General features: G+C 63.4%; 24 protein-coding genes and 1 tRNA gene. 16 read left to right on the top strand and 9 right to left on the bottom strand.

Going from position 1 to position 26609, the window contains the following annotated elements:
• Nucleotides 1-34 precede the first annotated feature (34 nt).
• On the top strand, nucleotides 35-826 hold the full coding sequence (locus AC1L34_RS05075; protein ID WP_424295592.1) for a serine/threonine protein kinase: 792 nt from the start codon (nucleotides 35-37) through the stop codon (nucleotides 824-826).
• Between the two features lie 26 nt (nucleotides 827-852).
• Here the strand turns inward: AC1L34_RS05075 and AC1L34_RS05070 are convergent, their stop codons facing one another.
• The 3 genes from AC1L34_RS05070 to AC1L34_RS05060 all read right to left on the bottom strand — a co-directional run bounded on the left by AC1L34_RS05070 (nucleotide 853) and on the right by AC1L34_RS05060 (nucleotide 2869).
• Nucleotides 853-1407, bottom strand: a complete 555-nt coding sequence (locus AC1L34_RS05070) for a hypothetical protein (protein ID WP_424323171.1) — start codon at nucleotides 1405-1407, stop codon at nucleotides 853-855.
• Nucleotides 1404-1994, bottom strand: a complete 591-nt coding sequence (locus AC1L34_RS05065) for a hypothetical protein (RefSeq protein ID WP_424323184.1) — start codon at nucleotides 1992-1994, stop codon at nucleotides 1404-1406. Before AC1L34_RS05065 ends, AC1L34_RS05070 begins: the two co-directional genes overlap by 4 nt.
• Nucleotides 1995-2098: 104 nt before the next feature.
• Entirely contained in the window at nucleotides 2099-2869 is a 771-nt protein-coding gene (locus tag AC1L34_RS05060; protein WP_424295589.1) for a TVP38/TMEM64 family protein, read from the bottom strand.
• Between the two features lie 111 nt (nucleotides 2870-2980).
• Between AC1L34_RS05060 and AC1L34_RS05055 the strand changes: the two genes are divergently transcribed.
• The 3 genes from AC1L34_RS05055 to meaB are packed head-to-tail and all read left to right on the top strand — an operon-like array spanning nucleotide 2981 to nucleotide 8174.
• Entirely contained in the window at nucleotides 2981-4915 is a 1935-nt protein-coding gene (locus AC1L34_RS05055) for a methylmalonyl-CoA mutase family protein (protein ID WP_424323170.1), read from the top strand.
• Nucleotides 4912-7173, top strand: coding sequence for a methylmalonyl-CoA mutase (scpA, locus tag AC1L34_RS05050; protein ID WP_424295587.1), 2262 nt, complete (start codon nucleotides 4912-4914; stop codon nucleotides 7171-7173). The genes AC1L34_RS05055 and scpA overlap by 4 nt, the downstream gene beginning before the upstream one ends.
• A 5-nt stretch (nucleotides 7174-7178) precedes the next feature.
• Nucleotides 7179-8174 carry a methylmalonyl Co-A mutase-associated GTPase MeaB gene (meaB, locus tag AC1L34_RS05045; protein ID WP_480035162.1) on the top strand — a complete coding sequence of 332 codons (996 nt, stop codon included), beginning with the start codon at nucleotides 7179-7181 and terminating at the stop codon, nucleotides 8172-8174.
• Nucleotides 8175-8359: 185 nt separating this feature from the next.
• On the opposite strand, the gene AC1L34_RS05040 is transcribed toward meaB, so the two are convergent.
• Nucleotides 8360-9742, bottom strand: coding sequence for a ClC family H(+)/Cl(-) exchange transporter (locus AC1L34_RS05040; protein ID WP_424297593.1), 1383 nt, complete (start codon nucleotides 9740-9742; stop codon nucleotides 8360-8362).
• A 169-nt stretch (nucleotides 9743-9911) separates the two neighbouring features.
• Nucleotides 9912-9997: transfer RNA gene (locus AC1L34_RS05035), tRNA-Leu, on the bottom strand.
• A gap of 91 nt (nucleotides 9998-10088) precedes the next feature.
• Between AC1L34_RS05035 and AC1L34_RS05030 the strand changes: the two genes are divergently transcribed.
• Both AC1L34_RS05030 and AC1L34_RS05025 read left to right on the top strand, forming a co-directional pair.
• Nucleotides 10089-11420, top strand: coding sequence for a M20/M25/M40 family metallo-hydrolase (locus tag AC1L34_RS05030; RefSeq protein WP_424297595.1), 1332 nt, complete (start codon nucleotides 10089-10091; stop codon nucleotides 11418-11420).
• 52 nt (nucleotides 11421-11472) lie between these two features.
• Nucleotides 11473-12012 carry a YbhB/YbcL family Raf kinase inhibitor-like protein gene (locus tag AC1L34_RS05025; RefSeq protein ID WP_424297597.1) on the top strand — a complete coding sequence of 180 codons (540 nt, stop codon included), beginning with the start codon at nucleotides 11473-11475 and terminating at the stop codon, nucleotides 12010-12012.
• A gap of 81 nt (nucleotides 12013-12093) precedes the next feature.
• On the opposite strand, the gene AC1L34_RS05020 is transcribed toward AC1L34_RS05025, so the two are convergent.
• Both AC1L34_RS05020 and AC1L34_RS05015 read right to left on the bottom strand, forming a co-directional pair.
• A complete protein-coding gene (locus AC1L34_RS05020) occupies nucleotides 12094-13191 on the bottom strand; it encodes a quinone-dependent dihydroorotate dehydrogenase (protein WP_424323194.1) in 1098 nt (365 codons plus the stop codon).
• 45 nt (nucleotides 13192-13236) lie between these two features.
• Nucleotides 13237-14244: an NHL repeat-containing protein gene (locus AC1L34_RS05015; protein ID WP_424325108.1), complete on the bottom strand. Its 1008-nt coding sequence runs from the start codon at nucleotides 14242-14244 to the stop codon at nucleotides 13237-13239.
• A 90-nt stretch (nucleotides 14245-14334) separates the two neighbouring features.
• On the opposite strand from AC1L34_RS05015, the gene AC1L34_RS05010 reads away from it, so the two are divergent.
• The 6 genes from AC1L34_RS05010 to AC1L34_RS04985 are packed head-to-tail and all read left to right on the top strand — an operon-like array spanning nucleotide 14335 to nucleotide 19067.
• Nucleotides 14335-15174: an undecaprenyl-diphosphate phosphatase gene (locus AC1L34_RS05010; RefSeq protein ID WP_424296702.1), complete on the top strand. Its 840-nt coding sequence runs from the start codon at nucleotides 14335-14337 to the stop codon at nucleotides 15172-15174.
• A gap of 31 nt (nucleotides 15175-15205) precedes the next feature.
• Entirely contained in the window at nucleotides 15206-15880 is a 675-nt protein-coding gene (locus AC1L34_RS05005) for an MSMEG_4193 family putative phosphomutase (protein ID WP_424296700.1), read from the top strand.
• Nucleotides 15881-15909: 29 nt separating this feature from the next.
• Entirely contained in the window at nucleotides 15910-16638 is a 729-nt protein-coding gene (locus tag AC1L34_RS05000; protein WP_424296698.1) for a DUF3090 domain-containing protein, read from the top strand.
• Entirely contained in the window at nucleotides 16635-17453 is an 819-nt protein-coding gene (locus tag AC1L34_RS04995; RefSeq protein WP_424323193.1) for an SCO1664 family protein, read from the top strand. Before AC1L34_RS05000 ends, AC1L34_RS04995 begins: the two co-directional genes overlap by 4 nt.
• A gap of 44 nt (nucleotides 17454-17497) precedes the next feature.
• Nucleotides 17498-18748 carry a cysteine--1-D-myo-inosityl 2-amino-2-deoxy-alpha-D-glucopyranoside ligase gene (gene mshC / locus AC1L34_RS04990; protein ID WP_424296694.1) on the top strand — a complete coding sequence of 417 codons (1251 nt, stop codon included), beginning with the start codon at nucleotides 17498-17500 and terminating at the stop codon, nucleotides 18746-18748.
• Nucleotides 18749-18758: 10 nt separating this feature from the next.
• Nucleotides 18759-19067 (top strand): hypothetical protein, encoded by a 309-nt coding sequence (locus tag AC1L34_RS04985; RefSeq protein WP_424296692.1) that lies wholly within the window; start codon nucleotides 18759-18761, stop codon nucleotides 19065-19067.
• 15 nt (nucleotides 19068-19082) lie between these two features.
• On the opposite strand, the gene AC1L34_RS04980 is transcribed toward AC1L34_RS04985, so the two are convergent.
• Nucleotides 19083-19985, bottom strand: a complete 903-nt coding sequence (locus AC1L34_RS04980; RefSeq protein WP_424296690.1) for a PAC2 family protein — start codon at nucleotides 19983-19985, stop codon at nucleotides 19083-19085.
• A 51-nt stretch (nucleotides 19986-20036) separates the two neighbouring features.
• Between AC1L34_RS04980 and metH the strand changes: the two genes are divergently transcribed.
• The 4 genes from metH to hisG all read left to right on the top strand — a co-directional run bounded on the left by metH (nucleotide 20037) and on the right by hisG (nucleotide 25608).
• Nucleotides 20037-23621, top strand: a complete 3585-nt coding sequence (gene metH, locus AC1L34_RS04975) for a methionine synthase (RefSeq protein WP_424296688.1) — start codon at nucleotides 20037-20039, stop codon at nucleotides 23619-23621.
• An 83-nt stretch (nucleotides 23622-23704) separates the two neighbouring features.
• Nucleotides 23705-24340, top strand: coding sequence for an HAD family hydrolase (locus AC1L34_RS04970; protein ID WP_480035311.1), 636 nt, complete (start codon nucleotides 23705-23707; stop codon nucleotides 24338-24340).
• Between the two features lie 75 nt (nucleotides 24341-24415).
• Nucleotides 24416-24679 (top strand): phosphoribosyl-ATP diphosphatase, encoded by a 264-nt coding sequence (locus AC1L34_RS04965; RefSeq protein WP_424296685.1) that lies wholly within the window; start codon nucleotides 24416-24418, stop codon nucleotides 24677-24679.
• Nucleotides 24680-24759: 80 nt separating this feature from the next.
• Nucleotides 24760-25608: an ATP phosphoribosyltransferase gene (gene hisG / locus AC1L34_RS04960; protein ID WP_424296683.1), complete on the top strand. Its 849-nt coding sequence runs from the start codon at nucleotides 24760-24762 to the stop codon at nucleotides 25606-25608.
• 89 nt (nucleotides 25609-25697) lie between these two features.
• Here the strand turns inward: hisG and AC1L34_RS04955 are convergent, their stop codons facing one another.
• Nucleotides 25698-26579, bottom strand: coding sequence for a thioesterase family protein (locus AC1L34_RS04955; protein WP_424297274.1), 882 nt, complete (start codon nucleotides 26577-26579; stop codon nucleotides 25698-25700).
• Nucleotides 26580-26609: the final 30 nt, after the last annotated feature.

Here is a 26609-nt window from a genome sequence, read left to right as displayed (position 1 = left end):
GGTGGAGCGCAAACCGCGGGTATCGTGCTTTGCGATGACCAGTTCTTCTCTAGCCCTGATGCGCTCGTGGCCCGCGAGCGCTCTCGCCGTGTGGGCTGCGGCACGCGACGCGGGCCGATGCTCTGCCGACGACGTGCTACACACCCTGCACGACTACGCCCAAGTGCATGAACTCGATCCTGGCGGGGGAATTTTGGACCTGCTGGCGACGGTGTCGGGCGCCGCACACATGGCGGTACGACTGCCCGCTCCGGGCGACGCGGCCGGACTGCCTCCGAGCGAAGTAACCAAGGCCGCGATGAGTGTCGGTGAAGTGATTCTGGTTGACGACCGGGACCTCGGTGCTGCGGGCCCAACTCATCCGATCGCCTTGATTCCAATGGGAACCAGGGAACGGTGTCGTTGGCAGGCCATGCGCTACGACGCGGAGATCGCCGTCGACCAACTGCTATCCGACGCACCGCTCGGTGAGGTGGAATACGACCTCAAGGCTGCCGTCGCCGAGGCGGCGACCGTGATCGCTGACCTCAGCGGCGCACGACGCCGTTCACCCGCAGATCTGCGCGATGCCTTGGCCGCCCGCACCGAGTTCAATCGAATCGACTTGCCCGCACACGACAATCCGCGGGTCGACCGCGTCCTTGCTGCCGCCGCGCAGATCGATGCGATCATCACGCTTGCAGGCAGTGGCACGCTCGGCGACTCCGGTTCCCAACTGGCCACCGCCGATACGAATCTGATGCGGCTGTCGGACCTGGCGCGCCGAGCCCGGCAAGCGGCGGTGAATACGCTGATCGCCGAGTACCGTCGCGCGGCCACTGGGTAGTCCGCTCAGATCTCTTGCGCTCGTCGCTATATCCTTGCCAGATACGCGACACCCGCGAACGCGGCGGCCCACAGCACCGACGCGAAGGTCCCGAGGATGAACTGTTCGCTGGCCCGTGGGGCGCGCAGCTCGGAGAATCGGGCGAGGCTCTTCACCGCCAGCGCGACACCGATTCCCGCTGGCCAGGCCAGCAGCAACGACACGACGACCGCCGTGCGCTCCAGCATGCCGATGATCCGACCGCCGCGCAGGGGAGCGTCGGGTTCGTCGTCGTGATTGTCACCGCGGGTGGGGATCCCGCCAGCAGCCAGTACGAGGCGGACAGCGCTTGCGCCGGTGACTGCGGCAGCGATGACCGCCAAAACCTGGATGGCGACGAGCCACCCGCCGTCCCAGTGCCCGTCGCGGGTAACCGGGATCAGTGCCAGCACCAACAGGGCCAACGTCACGACCGTCGCGATCACGTCGGTGGCAAGCACCGCGCCATCGGACTTGGCGGAATCGGCAGCGAGGTGTCGTCGAACCAAAGCAGCACCGGCCGCCACCACGATGGCCAGAGCAAAAAGAACCACGACGGTCATGCATCTACTCCGATGTTGGCGGCGGTAAGCAAGTCAGTGAACAACTCACGCGCACTCGGCTCAATGTCCCAGCGCGCGTGCTGCAGCCGAAGCGACATCGCCTGCGGGCTGATACCGAGTCTAGTGGCCGCTGCTGACTGGGTAAGCCCTTGCGCGACAAGCGAAACGGCTTCGTGGCCGGCGTCGGTGCGGTCGGCGAGAACGTCGAGGAGCAGTCGCGCGGCGGTCTGCGCGCTGGCGCACCAGGAGGACTCTCCGACGATGCACAGGTGCCAGCGGTTTCTTTTGGCATCTTCGACGGCAGTGCGAGCGTCGATGAATGCCGCTCCGCGCCCCGCCCGGGTCGATGGGGGCAACGGTGTTTCGATGTCGCCGATGCCGATCCCGACGCTCCAGTCACCCGATGACGCAAGGTCGATTGCGACGAGAGCGAGCCCTGTGGGCGAATCGAAGACCGCTTGGACTTCATCACCTGCCGTCCGCTCGAACGGGCGAAGCAGTCCGGAGGGGCTACCGTCGGCCAGTATGTCGGGCACCAGGTCCCGTCCGGTACGGCTGCCGCGTTGGTCCGCAGTCAGGACATACATCGCAGTTTTCCGTCCATTGCCGTCTCCTGTCCATCGCATCTCGTGTCGGACCCTTCGACAACTCTAGCCACTGCCTCAAGTTTAGATACTTGATATTGCTCAAATCAAGTATATTTACTTGATGGTTGGTTGATCGGCATGCGCGTATCCACGATCAGCCCGATGACCCCTACCGCGAATAGCGCCGCGGAGAAGAACAAACTGATCGGACTGCCCGACCCAGTCAGTGCGTCACCCAAGAAGATGACGGCTGCATTGCCCGGCGTCATACCGATAATGGTTGCTGCGATGAAGGGGATCAGACGGATACTCGACAGTCCCGCCAAGTAGTTGACGATCGAGAACGGGAACACGGCGATCAGGCGCACCGAACCGACTGCCAGCCACCCGCGCTGCGCCAAGCGATGATCCAAGGCCGCCACCGAGGGGTGCTTCAAGAAGCGGGTAATTCGTTGCCTGCCGAGCTTGCGGGCCACCAGAAAACCGATTACCGCGGCGATCGTGGACGAGATCGTCGCCCCGACGAATGCAATGGCGGGCGGGAAGAGGACTCCTGCGGTCAAGGTGAACGCGGTGCGCGGAACCGGGGCCGCCGGGACGATCGCGTAGGCCAGAAAAAACAACCAAATGAACCACGGGCCAAGGGAATCCGACCAGGTGCGTGCGGTGGCGATAGAGGGGAGTGGCACAAAATACGCGCCGACCAGGACGGTCACCACGATGGCCATCACGGCGATGCCGCGAATGACCGCGGCCTTCGTGACGCTCCGACTGCCTGCTGCGGCCTTGTCGGAGAGGGGTTGCTGCGAGGTGCTTCCGTCTAGGGCCACCGGCTCTTCGGCCAACGGTGCCGATCGCGGTGAATTGTTACGCACGAGTACCAATATTACGGGCTCGATCACATCCCGCATGACGGCCCGAGCGTTTGATCGGTTATCGTTCAATTAACGAAAATTCTTCGCCCAGCTATGGAGGTAAGCGAGCCGATGACGGCAAGTGAGCACCCCGTACAGCCGCCCAGTAATGCCGGTCCGCTCAGCGCGCAGGGCCTGCAGGCAGCGTACGACGATTGGTCCGCCGCGGCCGCCGCCGTTTTGGCGCGTTCGCGCAAAGTGACGGCCGACGAACTGCCTGAGAGTCCCGAGGCTCTGCTGTCGACACATACCGGTGACGGCACCGTAGTGCGTCCGCTGTACACGCGGAAAGACGAGGCGGCCGAACAGGGCGCGCCCGGTCAGTTCCCGTTTGTGCGCGGTGCCGACCCGGTCCGCGACGTCAACGTCGGTTGGCGAGTCACCGAACGCTTCGGCGACGAAGACGGCCTGTCCGCAGAGGTGGTCAACGAGCAGATCTTGGACGCCGCAGGCAATGGCACCAGCGGATTGTGGCTGAACGTCGGTGGCAGCATTGCTGCCGACGATGTCGCGGCCGTTCTGGCTGGTGTCTACCTCGATCTGGTGCCTGTCACGCTCGACGCCGGTGCCGATGGCATCGCCGCCGCCCGCGCCTACCTCGCCGCTCGGGCCGCCGCACCGGAAGCTCCGCAAGCTGCCCCCGCAACAGCCGCCAACGTGCAAAGCCTCGGACTGTCGCCGTATACGGCTGCCTTCTCCGGACGGGCAACCGTCGAAGTTGAGGAAGCTAACGCGGTGGCCACCGAAGCTCCCGCGGGCGTGCGGACATTCCGCGTCGATGGCACCGACTTCAGTCAGGCTGGCGCCAACAATCCGCAAGAACTCGGCTACGCCGTCGCTGCTGCCGTTACACACGTGCGCGACCTGGTGGGTGCCGGCATGAGCCGCGCCGACGCCCTCGGCCAGATCACCTTCGCCATCTCGGTTGACGACGACCAGTTCGCCGGCATCGCCAAGCTTCGCGCCCTCCGCGCTGTCTGGTCGCGGGTGGCCGATGTTCTCGGTGAGCCCGAAGCCGGTGCGGCGATCACCCACGCGGTGACCGACCTGGCGATGCTGACTCAGCGCGATCCATGGGTCAACATGCTCCGCTCCACCGTCGCCGCATTCGGTGCCGGTCTCGGCGGTGCCGACCAGGTCACCGTCCTCGGATACGACGCCGCACTGCCCGCTGACCAGCGGTCGTCGAGCACGTCGTTCTCCCGTCGCATGGCTCGCAACACCCAGCTGATCCTCCTTGAGGAATCCAACCTGGGGCGCGTGCTCGACCCGGCCGGTGGTTCATGGTTCGTCGAATCTCTCACTGCCGACCTCGCTTCGGCAGCCTGGGAGGTCTTCACCGAGGTCGAGGCTCGCGGCGGTTACCGTCCGGCCCTCGCCGAAGGATGGATCGCCAGCCAGATCGCCGAGTCCCTCGCGGCTCGTGACGTCCAGGTTGCACACCGCAAGGCACCGCTGACCGGTGTCAGCGAGTTCCCGAATCTCGACGAGACGGCTCGCCCGGCCGGGACCGCGAACACCGTCGACATCGCTACCGCCACCCCCAAGTTGGCTCGCGTTGGCCGCCAGTTCGAGGCCTTGCGCGATGCCGCCGACGCCGCCGCTGCGGCTGGCAGTCGTCCCAGTGTGTTGATGCTGCCGCTCGGCAGCGTCGCCGAACACAATGGCCGCACCACCTTCGTCGCGAACCTGCTGGCCGCCGGCGGTATCGCGGCGATTAATCCCGGCACCGTCGATGCCGAATCGATCGCCGGAGTGGTCGCAGACAATCCGACCAGCGTCGCCGTACTGTGCGGCACCGCCAAGCGGTACGCCGAAAGCGGCCCAGCCGCGTTGGCCGCAGCACGCAGTGCAGGCATCAGCCGAGTGCTGCTCGCCGGGCCCGACCGCGAATGGCCCGCAGACGCCGACGGCGTCGACGGTTCGCTCCGCGTCGGAATCGATGCCATCGCGACCCTGACCGAACTTCTCGATCACCTGACCGAAGGCGGGAGTGCATCCGCATGAGTGAGCGCAATTCAACAGACGCGGTGCCAAGCTTCGCCGACGTCGCCCTGACTGGGGACAGGCAGCCCGAACCTGCCGCACCCGGTGCCACCCAGGCCGAAGAGTTGGCGGCAGCCAATGGCTACTCCGTCGAGCAGGTCACCTGGAAGACCCCCGAGCAGATCGACGTGCCGCCGGTCTTCACCCGTGCCGACCGCGACGAAGCCGCGGCCGACAGCGACTACCCGATCGACTCCATCCCCGGTACCGCACCGTTCATCCGGGGCCCGTACCCGACGATGTACGTCAACCAGCCGTGGACGATTCGCCAGTACGCAGGTTTCTCGACAGCCGCCGAGTCGAACGCCTTTTACCGCCGTAACCTGGCCTCGGGTCAGAAGGGTCTGTCGGTCGCCTTCGACCTCGCTACCCACCGCGGCTACGACTCCGACCACCCGCGCGTCGCAGGCGACGTCGGTATGGCTGGCGTGGCGATCGATTCAATCCTCGACATGCGCCAACTGTTCGACGGCATTGACCTCGGCAACGTGTCCGTGTCGATGACGATGAACGGTGCCGTGCTGCCGATCCTGGCGCTCTACGTCGTGGCCGCCGAAGAACAGGGCGTGCCCCCGGAGAAGTTGGCTGGAACCATTCAGAACGACATTCTCAAAGAGTTCATGGTCCGCAACACCTACATCTATCCGCCGGCCCCGTCCATGCGGATCATCTCGGACATCTTCGCCTACACAAGCGCCAAGATGCCCAAGTTCAACTCCATCTCCATCTCCGGCTACCACATTCAGGAAGCCGGAGCGACAGCCGACCTGGAGCTCGCATACACCCTGGCCGACGGCGTCGAATACATTCGCGCCGGGTTGGAAGCAGGCCTCGATATCGACCAGTTCGCACCGCGACTGTCGTTCTTCTGGGGTATCGGCATGAACTTCTTCATGGAGGTTGCCAAGCTCCGCGCCGCACGCCTGCTGTGGAGTGAGCTCGTCGCGAAGTTTGAGCCAAAGAACCCCAAGAGTCTGTCGCTGCGTACCCACTCGCAGACTTCAGGTTGGTCGTTGACCGCGCAGGACGTGTTTAACAACGTTGCTCGCACCTGCGTGGAGGCCATGGCGGCAACGCAAGGCCACACCCAGTCGCTGCACACCAACGCCCTCGACGAAGCGATCGCCCTCCCGACAGACTTCTCCGCGCGCATTGCCCGCAACACCCAGCTTCTGCTTCAGCAGGAGTCGGGCACCACGCGGCCGATCGATCCGTGGGCTGGCTCCAACTACGTCGAATGGCTCACCAATGAGCTCGCCAACAAGGCTCGCGCGCACATCGCGGAGGTCGAAGAGGCTGGCGGTATGACCCAGGCCATCGACGAAGGTCTGCCAAAGCTCCGTATCGAAGAGGCTGCGGCCCGTACCCAGGCTCGTATCGACTCGGGCACTCAGCCGTTGATCGGTGTCAACAAGTACCGGGTCGACGAAGATGAGGAAATCGAAGTCCTCAAGGTCGACAACTCGAAGGTCCGCGCCGAGCAGCTCGCCAAGCTCGAGAAGCTCCGCGCCGAACGCGACCAGGATGCGGTCGATGCCGCACTGGCCAACCTAACGCGCGCCGCGGGCGAGGCCGGTGGGTCGAACCTCGACAACAACCTGATGGCCCTGGCCATCGAGGCCGCACGCCACGGTGCCACCGGCGGCGAAATCTCCGACGCCATGGAGAAGGTCTACGGCCGTCATCAGGCGGAGATCCGCACCATCAGCGGCGTATACCGCAACGAAGCAGGTGATTCCGTGAGCAATATCGACGAAGCCATGGCTGTCGTGGATGCCTTCGCTGACGCTGAGGGTCGTCGTCCTCGCGTGCTGGTTGCCAAGATGGGCCAGGACGGGCACGACCGCGGCCAGAAGGTGATCGCCACAGCATTTGCCGATCTCGGATTCGACGTCGACGTGGGCCCGCTGTTCGCGACCCCCGAAGAGGTGGCAGCTCAGGCGGCAGACAACGACGTGCACGTCGTCGGTGTCTCGTCGCTGGCAGCCGGTCACCTCACCCTGGTGCCCGCTCTCAAGCAGGCACTGGCGGATGTGGGACGCGAAGACATCATGATCGTCGTCGGCGGCGTGATTCCGCCCGGTGACTTCGACGACCTGTATGCGGCTGGTGCTGCGGCGATCTTCCCGCCCGGTACCGTCATCGCTGACAGCGCAGTCGACCTGATCGGCAAGCTCGCCGACCAACTGGGCCTGGATCTGGCGCCCGCAGCGGAATGACCTCCGTGGATCGCCCGGGTCGACGCGCGATTGATGTCGATGCGCTCACCGAAGGTGTGCTGTCCGGCAATCGGTCGCAGTTGGCTCGGGCCATCACCCTGGTGGAATCGGTTCGACCCGACCATCGGGCGGCCGCCCAGCAGTTGCTGCTGAACTTGACGCCGCACGCCGGGAAGTCGTTCCGGGTGGGGATTACCGGTGTTCCGGGCGTCGGCAAGTCGACGACCATCGAGACGCTCGGCATGCACCTGATTGATCGCGGTCATCGGGTTGCAGTGCTTGCGGTGGACCCCTCGTCGACGAGGACTCGCGGTTCCATTCTCGGCGATAAGACGCGGATGGGGCAGCTCTCGGCCGCCGCGGATGCGTACGTCCGTCCGTCGCCGAGTTCAGGCACGCTCGGCGGCGTCACGAAGGCCACCCGCGAGACCATCGTCCTCGTTGAAGCTGCTGGCTACGACGTGGTGCTCGTCGAGACGGTGGGCGTGGGGCAGTCGGAGGTGAGCGTCGCCGGGATGGTCGACGTCTTCACCTTCCTGACGCTGGCCCGCACGGGCGACTCGTTGCAGGGCATCAAGAAGGGCGTGCTGGAACTCGCCGAGATCGTCGTCGTCAACAAGGCCGACGGCAAGCACATCAACGAGGCTCGCGGTGCCGCTCGCGAACTGCGCAATGCGCTCGGTTTGATTTACCCGCACGACGCCCTCTGGCACCCACCTGTCCTCACCATGAGCGCCATCGAGAACACCGGCGTTGACGAGTACTGGGAAGCGATTCTGAAACATCGCGAAACCTTGACCGCAGCCGGCTTGTTCGAGTCTCGTCGCGCGCAGCAACAGGTGGACTGGATGTGGGCGATGGTTCGCGAGGCCATGCTGAACCGCCTCGAAGAGGACCCCGAGGTTCGCGCGGTGCGCAAGGAGGTCGAGTCAGCGGTTCTCACGGGCTCGCTGACCCCAACCTTGGGCGCCGACCGGATCGCCACCGTCGCTGGCTTCTAGGGCCCCGGGCCCCGCTCTCGCATGATGCGTTGATTCCCGCTACACGTCCGACGTGTAGCGGGAATCAACGCATCATGCGAGAAGGGGCAGCGGAGTTGGGCGCGGGACCCAGCAGTCGGTCGGCAGCATCTAGTCCAGAGGCTTGACTATTAACTAATCAAGCGAACTGGCTTAACGAATAGCGATCAGGGCTGCGCGTGTCGACTCTCATTGAGCGCGTAGCCCTGCAGCATCCGCTCGCGCAGCGAGTCGTACACCGGTTTGGATCCGGCAAGCGAGGCCGTCGCCACCGCAGTTACCGCGGAGAGAATCATCGGAATCGTTAGCGTCGTCACGGCTGTCATCTCGATGACCAGCACGATCGCCGTGAGCGGCACACGCACGACGGAAGCGAACAGCGTGCTCATCCCAACAATGACCAGCGCGGGGGTGAGGCTCGCGCCGTACGTTTGATCGATTAGCTCCACCAGACGACCGCCAATCACTCCGCAGAGCGCTCCCAGCGCGAGCATCGGGGCGAACAATCCGCCAGGGGCGCCGGTGCCGTACGACAGGGGACCGGTCACCATTCGCAGTGCTAAGAGGCCGATCAAGGTCCAGAGTGCCAGACGTTGGCTATCGAGCAGCCCCTGCGCGACGACGTCACCACCGCCGACTGACTCCGGAACCACCAGCGCGAGAATGCCGATCACAACACCGACGCCCCCGGCGATCACGAGCGGAGAGACCGGCATTCGTTGAAAGACGTCAACGAACCACGTCACTAGGCGGCTGTAGAGGACCCCAATCCCGCCCAGGATGATTCCGAACACTAGGAACACCCAAAGGCGGTCGGGTGCCGGATTGTCGACGCCACCGGCTCGAAAGTCCGGTTGGTTGCCCAGGATCCACCTGCTGCAGACCACCGCCGCCGCCACCGCCGCCAACGTCCAGACCGCATAACGCAGCCGAATCTGCTTGGCGACTTCCTCAAAGGTGAATAGCGCGCCGCCGATCGGCGCGTTGAACGCTACTGCCAGGCCGGCGCCGGCCATGGACGTTTGCAAAACCCGGACTTCGTCCGTGCTCGCCCGGACAAGACGCCCTGCGGCGGCACCGATCGCGGCACCCATATGCACCGTGGGCCCCTCGCGTCCGAGCACCATGCCGCCCGCGCCCATGCTCAGGAGGCCGCCGACGAATCGAGCCGGAACGACTGTCCAATTTGCCGCCCGATCCTCGTCCTGCTGGACGGCCTCGACCTGTTGAATGCCACTGCCTCCCGCAGACGGCACCCGCTGCACAATCCATACCGCAATCATCGCGCAGCTGGCCGATAGACCGATTACCGCAATCACGCCGAGTGCCCCGTTGGAATGGGACCACTCGACGAGCGTTGACCGACGGTCTTCGGTCCAACTCAGCATCCATCGGAATGCCCCGCCAACGAGACCGGTTAAGGCACCCGCTGCCAGCGCGACCAACCCGAGGCCCACCAGCACGCGTGCCCCCGGGAAGTCTGAATCGGCATTGGTCGCCCCAGCGGGAACTCTCGGCTCGCGGGCACCTTCCGGTTCGTCTGGATTCACGGATTCGACCCTATCCGTTTCTCGCCTGCAATCTTGCGGCACGCAGGAACGACGGGCCTGTAACTCGGAACGACCTTTCGGACACTCGGTCGACGACCCCAGAAGACGGAAAAGTCAGAAAACAAATGAGCCGCGACATTGGGTAAACAATGTCGCGGCTCATCACAGGTGTCCGAGGGGGGACTTGAACCCCCACGTCCGTTAATAGGACACTAGCACCTCAAGCTAGCGCGTCTGCCATTCCGCCACTCGGACTCGTTGTTCAGTTAGGCACCCGGCTTTGCTGGGTGCCGCATAACAATAACCAAGGTTGCCCCTGTATCCCAAATCGCCTAGGAATGAAGAGGTGACAGGCTTACGCGCGACCGCAGAAGTTGTCGATTTGGTTAGTCGGCTCATCCAGTTCGACACGTCGAACACCGGACGGCCGGAAACCACCAGAGGGGAGGCCGACTGCGCCAAATGGGTTGCAGCGCAACTCGAGGAGGTGGGGTACACCACCGAGTACGTCGAGTCAGGGATGGCTGGGCGCGGGAACGTCTTCGCTCGGTTGGACGGCGCAGACCGCAACCGCGGTGCACTGCTGGTGCATGTCCATCTCGATGTGGTGCCCGCTGAGGCGGAAGATTGGAGTGTTCACCCATTCTCCGGTGCCATTCAAGACGGCTATATCTGGGGCCGCGGTGCCGTCGACATGAAAGACATGGCAGGCATGGTGCTCGCCATTGCTCGCCAATTCAAGCGCGACGGGACCATCCCACCACGGGACATTGTTTTCGCCTTCCTCGCCGACGAAGAAGCCGGTGGCACGTGGGGTTCACATTGGCTCGTGCAGCATCGGCCTGACCTGTTTGCGGGTGTCACCGAGGCCGTGGGCGAAGTGGGCGGGTTTTCACTCACCGTGGATCGACCCGACGGCACCGCTCGTCGCCTGTACCTGATTGAGACGGCCGAGAAGGGCCTGTCGTGGATGAAACTGACCTGTGATGCCCAGGCGGGCCACGGCTCGTTTCTGGCGGCAGAAAACGCCGTCACGGAGATCGCCTCGGCCGTCGCACGCATTGGGGCACATCAGTTTCCCCTCGTGATGACCGAATCGGTCAGCGAGTTCCTGAAGGCGCTATCGGAAGAGACCGGACTCGACTTCAGTCCAGAGACCCCCGACCTGGAAACGGCACTGTTCAAGATCGGCAATCTTGCGCGAATCATCGGTGCCACCCTTCGGGATACCGCCAACCCGACAATGCTCGAGGCCGGGTACAAAGCCAACGTGATCCCGCAACACGCGGAAGCGGTGATCGACTGCCGTGTGCTGCCGGGTAGGCAGGCCGCGTTCGAGAAGACCATCGACGAGCTCATCGGACCAAAGGTCAAGCGCGAGTGGATCACCCATCTGGACGCGTACGAGACCAGTTTCGACGGCGACCTGGTGGACGCGATGAACAATGCTTTGCTCGCCTACGACGATGCGGCACGGGCCGTGCCCTACATGCTGTCAGGCGGCACGGATGCCAAGGCCTTCGCCAAGTTGGGCATCCGTTGCTTTGGTTTCGCACCGCTGCAACTGCCGCCGGAACTGGACTTTGCCGCGCTGTTCCACGGTGTCGACGAGCGGGTACCAGTAGAGTCGATTTTGTTCGGTACCAAGGTTTTCGAGCACTTCCTTCACCACTGCTGACGAGCTGCGCAGACGTGAATTGCCGAGTGAGAATTATCGAGAGGATTCGATTGTGACCAAATACGACCCGTACGGGGAGTTGCCTCCGTTGCCGGAAATCACGGTTGTCTCTAGTGACTTCAGTGAAGGCCATACGTTAGCGATGCCGCACGTGTCCGGAATCTTCGGTGCGGGTGGCGAGGATATTTCGCCGCAACTGAGTTGGTCGGGCTTCCCGGCCGAGACCAAGAGTTTCGTTGTCACCTGCTTCGATCCCGATGCTCCGACGGCCTCGGGATTCTGGCATTGGGCCGTGGCTGACATTCCCGCGTCGGTGACGTCGCTGGCGACCGGTGCCGGGACTCCGGGTTCGCCCGATCTGCCTTCGGGTGCGATGACTCTCGCGAATGACGGCAGTATCAAGCAGTACATCGGTTGTGCGCCGCCGCCCGGACACGGACCGCACCGCTACATGTTCGCCGTGCATGCCATCGATGTGGAATCACTCGAGCTTCCGGAGTCGGCGACCCCGGGCTTCCTCGGTTTCAATCTGTTCTCGCGCGCCATCGCCCGCGGTGTCCTAACCGGCATCTACGAGCAGCCGTCCGAGTAGGCGCCCTCCACAGCAAGCAAGCGTCCCCGCGAGATTCCTCACGGGGACGCTTGCTTTTGCTATGGCCAGTGCTATGGCCAGTTAATTGCCGGAGCCAACGGCCTCACCGATTGAGGAGAACCCGGCCGCGCGGACACGCTCAGCGATCCCCACATTGAGTTCCTTCAGCCACACCGGGCCGCCGTAAATAAAGCCGGTGTACACCTGCAGCAGGTCAGCACCGGCACGAATCCGCTCCCACGCCTGATCGACGGTCTCGATTCCGCCGACGCTGATGAGCGACAGCCTGCCGCCAACGCGGGCATAGAGTCGCTTCAGGACCTCCAGGGAGCGGTCGGCGACCGGTGGGCCGGACAGGCCGCCGGCCCCCATTGCTTCCACCTCGGCGTTTGGCGTGGCGAGGCCGTCGCGACGGATTGTTGTGTTGGTTGCGACAATGCCGGCCAAACCCAGTTCCAGGGCCAAGTCTGCGACGGCATCGACGTCCTCGTCGGAAAGGTCGGGAGCAATCTTGACGAGCACTGGTTTATCGACCACTTCAAGAACCGTCGCCAGGATCGGGCGCAGCGAATCGACCGCCTGTAGGTCGCGTAGCCCGGGGGTGTTGGGCGAACTGACGTTCACGACTACGAAGTCCGCGAACGGACTCAGCAGTCGGGCGCTGAGCCGGTAGTCGTCGGCGGCATCCTCGACGGGGACGACCTTCGTTTTGCCGATGTTCGCCGCGATCGGCACCCGGACCGGCCCGGGTCGTCGTTGAGCCAACTTCACTGCGGCTGCTTCGGCACCGGGATTGTTGAATCCCATCCGATTGATCAGGGCGCGATCTGCGGGCAGCCGAAACAGTCGGGGAGCCGGGTTACCAGGTTGCGACTGACCGGTAATCGTGCCGACTTCGGCGAACCCGAAACCCAACTGGCCCCAAGCATTAACGCTCGAGGCCGTCTTGTCGAAGCCCGCAGCCAAGCCGATCGGTGCAGGGAACTCGACGCCGAACACCTCGTTGCGTAGGACCGTGTCGTCAACCGCAAACATTCTTGCCAACAACGACCGCACGCCCGGGAACGTCCCGGACCGGGAAATTAAGGCGCTCATGAGGTGATGGATCTGCTCGGGCTTGAGCAGAAACATCAGTTTCAGCAACGGCGGATACAGGAACCGGTTCAGCATGCTCAGCATGGGGTTCAACCTCGAAGTCAGGGATCTGGAGGGTAAGGGTGAAGGCTATTTCACGTTATCGGGCGTGACCACCTGCAGCGCACCGTCGCGGCCGGAGACCAGAAGCAGGTTGCCGCTTGCCGGGTCGACGTCGATCGAGGTGACCTGCGGGACGCTGGCGAATCGGTGCTTCTCGATGGCTTCACCGGTTGATAGGTCGTAAGCGGTGACTTCGTTGTTCGCGGTCGTGGATACCCAGAGCAGCTTGCGCTGGTTGTCGAAGGCCAGTGCATACGGGCTCTCGGCGACAGGCGCACGCAACCGCATCATGATGGGCTGCCCGTAAAACGCGAGGACCTGGTTGTTACGCGTGCCCGAGACGAGCACGCGGCCGTAATCATCAACGGTGGACTCGGTGGCACCGTCGCCAGCACGCAGCGCCGCCTTCAGTTCGCCGGTGTCGATATCGACGGGTGCGACAGCGGACTGTGCGCGATCGAGGACCACCACCTGACCTGCCAGTTCGCCCGCGGATGCCGGAGCGACGGTGATGTTGTCGACGCGGACGAAACCGCCAATGTCTTTGAGTTGTTTACCTGCCTCGTCGAGCACGAGCACGTGCCCGCGGTCGGTCCCGACGAGAACTCGATTCTTGGTGTCCACGGCGACCGCCGACGCACCAGCGAGGTTGGCCTGCTGCTCGGTCACCACGCCCGCGGTGTTAACGCGGACTACGCCGGTGGGGCTGACGCCAACGAAACCTTCACCGGAGGCCACCAAGTCGACGAGGCCGGGAACCTGCACGACTTTCGGCGGCAGCGCCGAGGGACCACCGGGAGAACTGAAGATTTGCATAGATTTGCCGTCATTCGACAGCACCGCAACCTGTGATCCCGGTGCGTGGGCCACGACGACTGATTTCGCGGGAACCGTAGGCGTCACCGTGCCTGCGGTCGCTTCCTGGCTGGCAGGAGACTGAGCTGCCGTTGCGGGAGTGACAGTCGGCACATTCTCTTTGGGGCCTTCGTCGGACTGACTGCAGGCCGTGAGGGCGGAGACAGTGGCCACAGCCACGACTAGGGCGGAGATTCTGGTTCGCGCGCGCATGACACCATCTTGCGCGATGGTCATATGTGACCGTGCCGATGGGTAGCATCATCGCTCGTGATGGAGACGATGACGTGGCTGCAGGCGATAGTGCTGGGTGCAGTCCAGGGGCTAACTGAATTCCTACCAATCTCGTCCTCGGCGCATATGCGCATCATTTCCGAGATTTGGTTTGGTACCGACGCCGGAGCGTCATTTACCGCGGTCACGCAGCTGGGAACCGAACTCGCGGTGCTCCTGTACTTCGCGAAAGACATCGGCCGCATCATCGCGGCCTGGTTCGCCGGATTGCGTGATGAAACCAAGCGCGGTCTCGACTACCGCGTTGGTTGGTACGTGATTCTCGCCACCATCCCCATTGGTGTTCTCGGGTTCGTCTTCAAGGACGAAATCCGGACCATGGGCCGCAACCTGTGGCTGGTTGCCATCATGCTGATCCTGTTCTCCTTCGTGTTCGTAGCCGCCGAGAAGTACGCGACACAGGCCCGACCGCTCGACAAGATCACCGGGCGCGACGCGCTCATCATGGGTGCGGCCCAATGTCTGGCATTGATTCCGGGAGTGTCTCGGTCCGGTGCCACCGCGAGCGCCGGTCTGTTTGTCGGGTTGCAGCGAGAAGCAGCCTTCCGGTTCTCGTTCCTGATTGCCATTCCGGCTGTCCTTGCTTCCGGGCTGTTCAGCTTGAAGGACGTTTTCGAACCGGCGGGTGAGGGACTGGCGGCCAGCGGGCCGCAGATCCTGGTTGCCACGATCATTGCCTTTGTTCTCGGGTACATCTCGATCGCTTGGCTGCTCAAGTTTGTCTCGCACCACTCGATGGACTGGTTCGCTGGCTACCGAATCGCCCTGGGTCTACTGGTGATTGCCCTCCTGTCGACCGGCGTCATCACTTCCTAACTGGGGGCGACAGGGAAGTAACCTGTCTTCTATGACGGTGATTCTGGTCCGGCACGGACGTTCGACGGCCAACACTTCGGGTTTGCTGGCAGGTCGTACCCCGGGTGTCGGACTCGATGACCGAGGCCGAAACCAGGCAGAAGACCTTCCTCGGCGCCTTGAGTCAGTTGTCGAAGACCTGACCGCGATCGTGCGTTCGCCGCTGCAGCGATGCGGTGAAACGCTCGAGCCCCTTGTCGCAGTGCGCCCGGACCTCACGTGTGTCACAGAACCGGGCCTGGAAGAGGTCGACTACGGCGAATGGAGCAACCGTAAGATCGTCGACCTCCTCAAAGAGCCGCTCTGGAAAGTGGTGCAACAGCAACCGTCGGCGGCCGTGTTCCCGGGCGGTGAGGGCTTACTCGACGTGTCGCGTCGGGCCACCACGGCGATCCGGGCACTTGATCGCATCCACGGCGGACCCGACGGAAATGGCGTGTGGCTGGCATGTTCGCACGGCGACGTCATCAAGTCGGTGCTCGCCGACGCCCTCGGGATGCATCTCGACCAGTTCCAACGGATCGTGGTAGATCCGGGCTCGATCAGCGTCATCCAGTATTCGCCGTCGCGACCGTATGTCCACACGGTCAACAACGGAGGCGTCCTCAACCTCCCGCGTCCGACGAAACAGTCGGGCGCGACCGTCGGCGGCTCGACCGGGCAGTGACTGGCCACGACGGCAGGTACCGTTGAACTATGGCCCGTACGATCCACGAATTTCGAAGTCCCCGCCGCTTTGTCGCCGGCACCGTCGGCCAGCCCGGCGATCGGACCTTCTTCCTGCAAGTTTCGCAGGATTCGCGACTGATGAGCGTCGAGTTGGAAAAGCAACAGGTCCTCATCCTCGCTGATCGGCTCGGCTATCTCCTGGACGAGGTCCGTCGCCGCTTCGGCACCAACATTCCTCCGGAACCGACAGCTGTCGACGATTTGTCACCGCTGGAGAGCCCGATTGACGTCGAATTTCGTGTTGGCTCAATGGGATTGGGATGGGACGCCGATGCTGCGGCCGTGGTTGTTGAACTACTTGCGGCAACGGAGCAACCGCTTGATGAGTCGGTGATCCTCGACGACACGGAGGAGGGCCCCGATACGGTCCGAGTGTTCCTAAATGCCGAAGAGGCCCGAGAGTTCAGTGCGCGCACCATGCGCGTGGTGGCCGCAGGACGTCCACTGTGTCCGCTGTGCAGTCAGCCGCTCGACCCGTCGGGTCATATCTGCGCGCGCAGCAACGGGTACAAGCGCGATGCCGAGTTCAGCCGGTCGGTGGAGTTTGTGGACCCGGAAGTGCTCGCCAGCCTGAGCCGACTGGTCCCCGGATTCGATGCCTCGTTCATGGTTGACGACGACGACCTGGAAGACGGGATGCTCGACGACGAGGTGCCCGACGACGAGTCCGACGATCCGAATGATCAGGACCGTTGAGCGTCCCAATCCTCAACCTGCTGACCAGCGGTGAACTCACGGTATTGGGCCGCATCAGTACAGCCAGCAACCTGACGGTGGCCTGTGACGTCTCGGACGGCGACACCACCATGCGTTGCGTCTATAAGCCAATCAGGGGCGAAGAGCCGCTGTGGGATTTCCCCGAGGGCACTCTCGCCGGGAGGGAAGTCGCATCGTATCTGGTCAGCGAAGCGCTCGGCTGGCAGCTAATCCCAGAAACAGCGATGCGCCCCGAGGGGCCCGCCGATGTCGACCTCGGGCCCGGCATGGTGCAGCGGTGGATCCACGAGCCCGAAAGTTCCGACGAGACGCTCGACACCGTTGACGTGGTTCCTGGAAACACGGTGCCTGCAGGCTATTGCGGCGTCCTGTCGGCCTACGACCACCGCGGCGACGAAGTCCTGCTGGTTCATCGGGACAGCGACGACTTGCGGCGTCTCGCGGTGCTCGATGCCGTCCTCAACAACGCCGACCGGAAGGGCGGTCACATCCTGACCGCCGATGACGGTCGCCTCTATGGCATCGACCACGGAATCTGCCTGCATCGCGAGAACAAATTGCGAACCATCCTTTGGGGGTGGGCCGGTCAACGCGTTCCCACCGCCGAGGCAGCCGACCTTCGTCGCCTCGCCGGCGAACTCGATGACGACACCAGCGAAATCCACCAACGATTGTCGGAGTTGATCTCCGGCGACGAGATCGCGGCCTTGAGTCGTCGGGCAAAGGTGCTCGGTGACGACGGTGTGATGCCCTTGCCGCCAGGGAATCGGGCGATTCCCTGGCCACCGTTCTAACCCGGGCGGGCACGCTGGCGGGTGCGGCACCTACAGTTGAGTCCATGCATTCGTGGCCGTCGCCTTCGATTCCGTCCGTCCCGGGCCCAGCTGTCCCGATCCGTCTCTACGACACGTCCGATGAGGCCGTGAAGCCGGTGAGTCCCGGCGACGTCGCGACCATGTACGTCTGCGGGATTACCCCGTACGACGCCACCCACCTCGGGCACGCGGCAACCTACGTGACTTTTGACCTGATCAATCGGGTCTTCCGCGACAACGGGCACGATGTCCACTACGTCCAGAACATCACCGATGTCGACGACCCCCTGTTCGAGCGCGCCACTCGTGACGGCATCGACTGGCGTGATCTCGGGGCCCGTGAAACGGACCTGTTCCGCGAAGACATGACGGCACTGCGTGTTTTGGCGCCGCGAGACTACATCGGTGCTGTGGAGTCGATCGACGAAGTCGTCGAAGCCGTCGGCAAGCTCCTTGCCAACGGCTCGGCATATGTCGTCGACGACGCGCAGTTCCCCGATGTCTACTTCAGCGTGGATGCCACCACCCAGTTCGGATACGAGTCCGGTTACGACGCCGAGACCATGGCGAAGTTTTTTGCTGAGCGCGGCGGCGACCCCGACCGCCCGGGTAAGCGCAACAAGCTCGACGCGCTCCTGTGGCGGGCAGCTCGCGATGGGGAACCGTCGTGGGATTCACCGATGGGTCCGGGCCGTCCCGGTTGGCACATTGAGTGTTCGGCTATCGCGCTCAACCGGTTGGGCATGGCTTTCGACGTCCAGGGTGGCGGCAGCGACCTGATCTTCCCGCATCACGAGTTCTCTGCGGCGCACGCCGAGGCATTGACAGGGGAGCGACGGTTCGCTCGCCACTACGTGCACACCGGCATGATTGGCCTCGACGGAGAAAAGATGTCGAAAAGCCTTGGCAACCTGGTGCTGGTGTCGAAGCTTCGTGCTGCTGGCGTCGATCCAAATGCCGTGCGGTTGGGGCTCCTTTCACAGCACTATCGCGCCGACCGCATGTGGACCGATCCGGTCTTGGTTGAGGGGGAGCGCCGGCTGGCCATTTGGCGCCGTGCCGCGAAGAGCACGAGCGGGCCCGATGCCGCCGATACGGTGGCGCGTTTGCGTCAGCACCTCTCCGATGACCTGGACACTCCGAAGGCGCTGGCTGCGGTTGATGCGTGGGCGGCGGATGCGATTTTGGGTATTGGCTCGTCGGCAACGGCTCCACAAGTGATCATTGCCGCAGTGGATGCCCTTCTCGGCGTCGACATTGCCCCTGTCAGCTAAGCTTTCGCCCGTGGCACGAGTTCAGGCGATCCCCGCCGACACCGATGAAGGTGTCTGGACGGTCATCACGCAGACCTCTACGTACCTTCTCGATTTCGATGCAATGACCCTGCTCCGCGCCCCCGGCGTTGGACGCTCAGACGACCATCGCTGGGAGGTCAGTGAGTTGCGCCGGGATTCACAGGACATTCCGCTTCTCGGAGTCAAGGAATGCCGAGTGGGCGGTCCCGCGCAATTCTGGGTCCACGCCGCCGACGAACCCGATGTCCGAACTTGGCGCGTCACCACACCGGTCGTGGAGATCGAGCGTATCGGTTAGGCCCGTTTTGCAGGCCTATGAGGTTCCGTCGCCGCCGCGGCGCAGGTACTTCTCGAACTCGGCAGCTAGTTCCTCGCCGTCGATGCGCAGCATGGCGTCGTTGAGGTCTTCATCCGAGGCCTCCTCGAGTTCGTGAACGTAGGCTGCCATGTCTTCGTCGTCCGAGGTCATCTCGCTGATCGCGCTTTCCCATTCGTCTGCGCGAGCGGGGAGCGTCCCGACCGGAATCGGAAGCCCGGTGATCGAGGAGATCGTGTTGAGGAGCGCGAGCGTGGCCTTCGGGTTCGGGGTGTGCGCTACGTAGTGGGGGACGGCCGCCCACAGCGACACCGATGGAATGCCCGCCTGCACGAACGCATCCGCCAGCACACCCGTAATACCGGTCGGGCCCTCATACTTGCTCGAAGACAACCCGAGTCGCTTAGCCACGTCCGCGGATTCTGCTGTCCCGGAAACAGATACCGGTCGAGTGTGCGGAGTATCGGCCAGGAGCGCGCCCAAGGTAATCGCGGTCTCCACGTTCAACGACTGCGCCAGGTCAACGATGCGCGCACAGTAGGTCCGCCACCGGTAGTTCGGCTCCGGGCCCAGCACCAGCACCACATCGCGTTCAGCACCTTCCACAACGCATGTCGAGATGCTCGTTACCGGCCATTCGATTCGCCGGGTCACGCCGCCTTTCTGTCGAATCGTCGGGCGGGTGGATTGGTAGTCGTAGAACTCGTCGGGGTCAATTTCCTCAATCGTCGACGCATCCCATTCCAACGCCAAATGCTCGACGGCCGTGCTCGCAGCATCCGCGCCGTCGTTCCAACCGGCAAAGGCGGCGATTAAAACCGGGCTGCGCAAAATCGGCACAGGCTTCCGACCTACCGAACTATGCTGTTCAGCCGGATTTTCGTCGGGATTGGCGTTCATTCCATCGAGCCTACGGCGAGGAGCATTTCGCCGCGAACTAACCTGGTGGGCATGGCATCGCAATCTTCTTCAATTAACACCTACGACTCGACCTTCCTGCAGGCGATGTCGCAACGAGTGCTGATTGGCGACGGTGCGATGGGCACGATGATCCAAGATGCCAACTTGACGCTCGACGATTTCCAGAACCTTGAGGGTTGCAACGAGATCCTGAACGACTCGCGTCCCGACGTCCTCGCAGGTATCCACCGCGCCTACTTCGAAGCTGGCGCCGACGCCGTCGAAACCAACACTTTCGGCTGCAATATTTCCAACCTCGGCGATTACGACATTGCCGACCGCATCCGCGAACTCGCCTTCAAGGGCACCTCAATTGCTCGAGGTGTTGCCGATGAGTTCGGCAAGTCCGCCGACGGCACCGACCGGTTCGTTCTCGGCTCGGTGGGTCCCGGTACCAAACTGCCGAGCTTGGGTCACACCACTTTTGCGGTCATCCGCGACGCCTACATCGAATGTGTCCTTGGCATGTTGGAGGGTGGGGCAGACGGCATTCTCATCGAAACCTCGCAGGACCTCCTGCAGTTGAAGGCCGCTGTCATCGCGGCCCGCCGGGCCATGGAGCAGTTCGGCCGACACCTGCCGATCATCACGCACGTGACCGTCGAAACCACCGGCACCATGCTCGTTGGCTCGGAGATCGGCGCGGCACTGGCAGCGATCGAACCGCTCGGCGTCGACGTGGTCGGCCTCAACTGCGCAACCGGTCCCACGGAAATGAGTGAGCACCTTCGTTACCTGTCCAAGCGTGCCCGCATCCCCGTGTCCGTGATGCCAAACGCTGGTCTACCAGTCTTGGGTAAGAACGGCGCCGAGTACCCGTTGACGCCGGAAGAGATGGCCACTTCGCTGGCTGGCTTTGTCCGCGATTACGGGCTGCAGTTTGTCGGTGGCTGTTGTGGCAGCACACCCGAACACATCCGCCAGGTGGCCGAAGCCGTCAAGCAGGTCACGCCTGCGGTGCGCACCCCGGAACACGAGTCGGAGACGTCGTCGCTGTACACCGCCGTCCCGTTCGACCAGGACGCCAGCTTCCTGGTGATCGCCGAGCGAACGAACTCGAATGGCTCGAAGGCTTTCCGCGAGGCGATGATTGCTGGCGACTACCACAAGTGCAATGAGATCGCGAAGGACCAGACTCGCGACGGTGCCCACATGCTCGACCTCAACGTTGACTACGTGGGTCGCGACGGTGCCGCCGACATGACCGAACTGGCCTCGCGCTTCGCGACCGCTTCGACGTTGCCGATCATGATCGACTCCACCGAACCAGACGTCATCAAGGCTGGCTTGGAGCACCTCGGTGGTCGCTGTGCCGTCAACTCGGTCAACTACGAAGACGGCGACGGGCCCAATTCACGGTTCACCCGCATCATGGAGCACGTCGTCGAACACGGCGCTGCCGTCGTCGCGCTGACCATTGACGAGCAGGGCCAGGCACGCACCGCCGATCACAAGGTCGCGATCGCCGAACGCCTCATCGCCGACCTCACCACAAACTGGGGTCTGGAAGAGGAGGACATCATCATCGATGCCCTGACCTTCCCCATCTCGACCGGCCAAGAAGAAGTCCGCCGCGATGGCATCGAAACCATCGACGCCATCCGCAGGTTGAAGGAAGCGCACCCGGCGATTCACTTCACGCTGGGTATTTCGAACATTTCGTTCGGCCTCAACCCAGCCGCCCGCCAAGTGCTCAACTCCGTGTTCCTGCACGAGTGCGTCAAGGCTGGCCTCGATACGGCAATCGTGCACGCGTCGAAGATCCTGCCGATGGCCCGCATCCCCGACGAGCAGCGGCAGACCGCCCTCGACCTCGTCTACAACCGGCGGTCGGAGGGCTACGATCCGCTCCAGAAGTTGATGGAGCTCTTCGAGGGCGTGTCCGCGGCATCGGCACGCGAAACCCGCGCCGCCGAACTCGCCGCGCTGCCGCTGTTTGAGCGGCTTGAGCGTCGGATCGTCGACGGTGAGCGCAATGGCCTCATTGAGGACTTGGACGAGGCCCGTCAGACCGTACCGCCGCTGTCGATCATCAACGACACATTGCTCTCGGGCATGAAGACCGTCGGCGTGCTGTTTGGCTCTGGCCAAATGCAGCTGCCGTTCGTGCTGCAGTCGGCAGAAGTGATGAAGGCCTCGGTGGCGCACCTCGAGCAGTTCATGGAAGCCTCCGACGACGCGGGTAAGGGCAAAATTGTCCTCGCCACCGTGAAGGGCGACGTCCACGACATCGGCAAGAACCTTGTCGACATCATCCTCAGCAACAACGGCTACGACGTCGTCAATATCGGTATCAAGCAGCCCATCGCGACCATCCTGTCCGCCGCTGAAGAGCACGGAGCCGACGTGCTCGGCATGTCGGGTCTGCTGGTGAAGTCGACCGTCGTGATGAAGGAAAACCTTGAAGAACTCAACGCTCAGGGCAAGAGCGAGTACCCGGTTCTGCTCGGTGGTGCGGCCCTGACCCGCACGTACGTCGAGGGTGACCTCGCCGATGTTTACGAAGGCGATGTCCGCTACGCTCGCGACGCCTTCGAGGGCTTGAGTCTGATGGACGAAATTATGGCGATCAAGCGCGGCGAAGGCCCAGACCCAGACAGTGACGAAGCCAAGGCCGCCGCCGCGAAGGTCGCCGAACGCCGCGAGCGCCGGGAACGTTCTGCTCGCATCGCCGCCAAGCGCAAGGCTGCCGAGGTCCCGGTCGACGTGCCGGCCCGCTCGGATGTAGCAACAGACAACGAGGTGCCGACCCCACCGTTCTGGGGCACACGCATCGTCAAGGGCATCCCGGTCAGCGACTACCTCAAGATGGTCGACGAGCGGGCATTGTTCCTGGGCCAATGGGGTTTGCGCGGTACGCGCGGCGACTCCGGGCCGGACTACGACGAGCTCGTCGAAACGGAAGGCCGCCCTCGGCTGCGCGAATGGATCGACCGTCTGTCGACGGAAGGCATCCTGGCGCACGCCGCCGTCGTCTACGGGTACTTCCCGGCCGTCAGCGAAGGCGATACCGTCCACGTGTTGGAATCGCCGGATCCGTCATCGCCGGTCCGACACAGCTTCACTTTCCCCCGTCAGCAGCGGTCGCGCTTCCTGTGCATCGCCGACTTCATCAAGTCGCGGGAGCAGGCGATCGCCGACGGAAATGTCGACGTGATGCCGTTCCAGTTGGTGACTATGGGAACGCCGATCGCGGACTTCGCGAACGAACTATTCGCGGCGAACGCGTACCGCGACTACCTCGAAGTCCATGGCATCGGTGTCCAGTTGACCGAAGCCCTCGCCGAATACTGGCACCAGCGGGTTCGGAGCGAGTTGGCGTTCTCCGGTGGCGGGGTAGCAGCCGATGACGACCCAGATCAGCCGCAGGGCTTCTTTGATCTGGAATACCGCGGTGCGCGCTACAGCTTCGGCTACGGTGCCTGCCCGGACCTTGAGGACCGCGCCAAGATGATCGACCTGTTGGAGCCGGGCCGCATTGGCGTCGAACTGTCCGAGGAGTTGCAGCTACATCCCGAACAGTCGACAGATGCCTTTGTGCTGCACCACCCGGAAGCCAAGTACTTCAACACGTAGGCACCCAGACATAAGCCAGCGTTCGTGGATAGGGTGGGGTCGTGACCGATGACCTCGCCCTTCCCCGGGCTGTGCTGTGGGACATGGATGGAACGCTCCTCGACACCGAACCCCTCTGGGGACTCGCGATGGAAGACTTCGCCGAACGGGTCGGCATCACGCTGACGCCGGAACTTCGGATCGCCACGATGGGAAACAGTTCCGTCGACGCCTTGACCAAGGTGTATGACGCCGCACTGATTCCCGAGTCGGGCCGCGATTTCGACGGCGACGAAGCCTGGATGGTTCAGCGAGTACTGGAAATCTTTGCCACCGACCTCCGGTGGCGGCCCGGTGCTTTGGCCGCTCTCGATCTCGTTGCCGACGCTGATATTCCGATGGTTCTCGTGACCAACACCATTCGCGACCTGGCAGATGTGATGCTGGAAACCTTGGGTCGGGACCGGTTTGTCGCGACCGTCTGCGGCGACGAAGTGGAAGCCGGAAAACCGGAACCCCACATCTATCGTCGGGCGGCCGAGCTGGTTGGGCGGTCACCGCGGGAATGCCTGGCAGTTGAGGATTCTCCCGTCGGCGCTGCGGCCACCTACGCCGCAGGGGTTCGCGCAATCATCGTGCCGTCGGCGATCCCCGTCCCACCGAAGCCGACCTACACCTTCCGCGACACCTTGGTCGGGTTGACCCTCGACGATCTGGCGGCCGCAGGCTCGTCCGGCTGACCGCGCTAGGTGTGTTTACGGGGCTGAACCATCCCGAACGGGCGGGGATTGTCCCGACATGCAAAAATGTAGGATGTGAAAACCTTCGACGAACTCTTCGCTGAGCTGGCAGACAAGGCACAGACCCGCCCCGAAGGCAGCGGTACCGTTGCCGCCCTGGATGCGGGAATCCATACGCTCGGGAAGAAAATCATCGAGGAGGCCGGCGAAGTTTGGCTGGCGGCCGAGCATGAGTCGGACGAGTCGCTGTCGGAAGAAATCTCGCAGCTCGTGTACTGGCTGCAGGTCATGATGATCAAACGCGGCCTCAAGCCTGCCGACATCTACCGCTACCTGTAGTACGCGCACCGACCGTCTGTCAGTCCGATTCACCAAGCTCACCCGCTGAGCAAATTAACTTCCGCTAGGAGCTTCTTTCCATGTTGCGTGTCGCAGTCCCCAACAAGGGCGCCCTGTCTGAGGCCGCCTCCGCAATCCTGACGGAGGCGGGCTACCGCAAGCGTTCCGACCCCAAGGACCTCAACGTGATCGACGTCGAAAACGACGTCGAATTCTATTTCCTCCGCCCCAAGGACGTCGCGATCTATGTCGGCGCGGGAACCTTGGACCTCGGGATCACCGGCCGGGACCTGGCCGCCGATTCCGGCTCCAACGTCATCGAGGAGGTCGCGCTCGGCTTCGGTTCGTCGACGTTCCGCTACGCGGCACCGTCGGGTCAGGAGTGGAAGATTGAGGACCTCGCAGGCAAGCGAATCGCCACGTCGTACCCCAATCTGGTGCGCGCGGACCTTGCCGCGCGCGGTATTGACGCGGAGATTATTCGCCTCGACGGCGCTGTCGAAATCTCGATCCACCTCGGCGTCGCCGATGCGATCGCCGATGTGGTGGGGTCGGGCCGCACCCTGCGTCTGCACGACCTCACCGCGTTTGGTGAGTCGCTGTGCCAGTCGGAGGCCGTACTGGTCCGCAACCCGGAGAACGAAGTCCCGTCGAAGGCTGCGAGGCAGTTCATCAAGCGTGTGCAGGGTGTCGTGTTTGGTCAGCAGTACGTGATGGTCGATTACGACTGCCCGAAGGACAAACTCGACCTCGCCGTCACCATGACGCCCGGCTTGGAGTCGCCCACCATCTCGGCGATGGCCGATCCCAATTGGATCGCCGTGCGCGCCATGGTTCCGCGGAAGACGCACCAGGCGCTGATGGACGACCTGTCTGACATTGGTGCACGCGCCATCCTGGCCTCCGACATCCGATCCTGCCGGTTCTAGCCGCCAACCTCAGCAAACAGCGCAGGCCTACCTCGATTCGAGGTAGGCCTGCGCTGTTTCAAGACCCTATTTAACCCTGGGCTATTCAATTAACCCTGGGCTGCGATCATGTCCGACTGCGCCGACCGCCCCAAGAAGCCAGTGACGTCGTAGAGGTCAGCAAAGCTGGCACCATAGCCGCGAGCACCGATCACCAGGTCGGAGTCAATCCCCAGCCAGGGGGAGGTCGGTTGGCCTGTCAGGTGCACGGTGGTATCCATATTCATCCACGACCACTCGTTCGGTTGCAGCGCGGTACCAACCCCATTGGCAACGTCAAGGACCGCGAACATCGCTTCCAGGTTCGTCATCTCTTCGCCGAGAACCAACGGAATAGCGGCCCGGATCCACAGGGCCGAGGTTTTCCCATTGCGGCCCGGTTGACGTGCCGTGATCGTGGTCCCGATGAAGCCAATACGGCCCCATGCGACCGGAATGCCGGCGTCGTCCACTTCCGGGAAGCCGATGATCTGGGGGAGGTCATCAGGCGAGGCTGGCAACCGATCGTGAGGTGCATTCACCACCGCCGCGGTATCTGAGGTCTGCAGCCGCCAAGCGACCGTTCGGGCGACGACGCGGAACGAGCCGTCGGGACCCTGTGCCTCAAGGTCGGCCTGCACCATCGAGATTCGCCGCCCCGGGCGCGGCATGCTGGTGCTGACACGGTTAACGCCGAGGCCGATCGGTCCGAGGATCTCGGTGGTGACTCGGGTGAACTCCTGGCCGTCATCGGGAACTGCACGCTCGAGTGCCCGGATCATCAGCGCTGCCGGGGGTGCACCGTGCTGCATATCTGCAGACCACACGCTGGCGGTCGCCTTCGTCGGCTGGAAATACTCGTAAGCCGCGCCAGCTTCAGTACTGGAAGGTTGGCCTTCGGGAACGGGCAACGGTTCGTAATAACAGGTGTAGGGCACCTCGCTAATGTCCATGTGGGCACTCTATGACAAGGTTGTTTGAGC

It is taken from the genome of Gordonia sp. 34D, assembly GCF_056682775.1.
The sequence above is the reverse complement of the archived record's forward strand: the minus strand, read 5'-3'. Positions and strand labels throughout refer to the sequence as shown.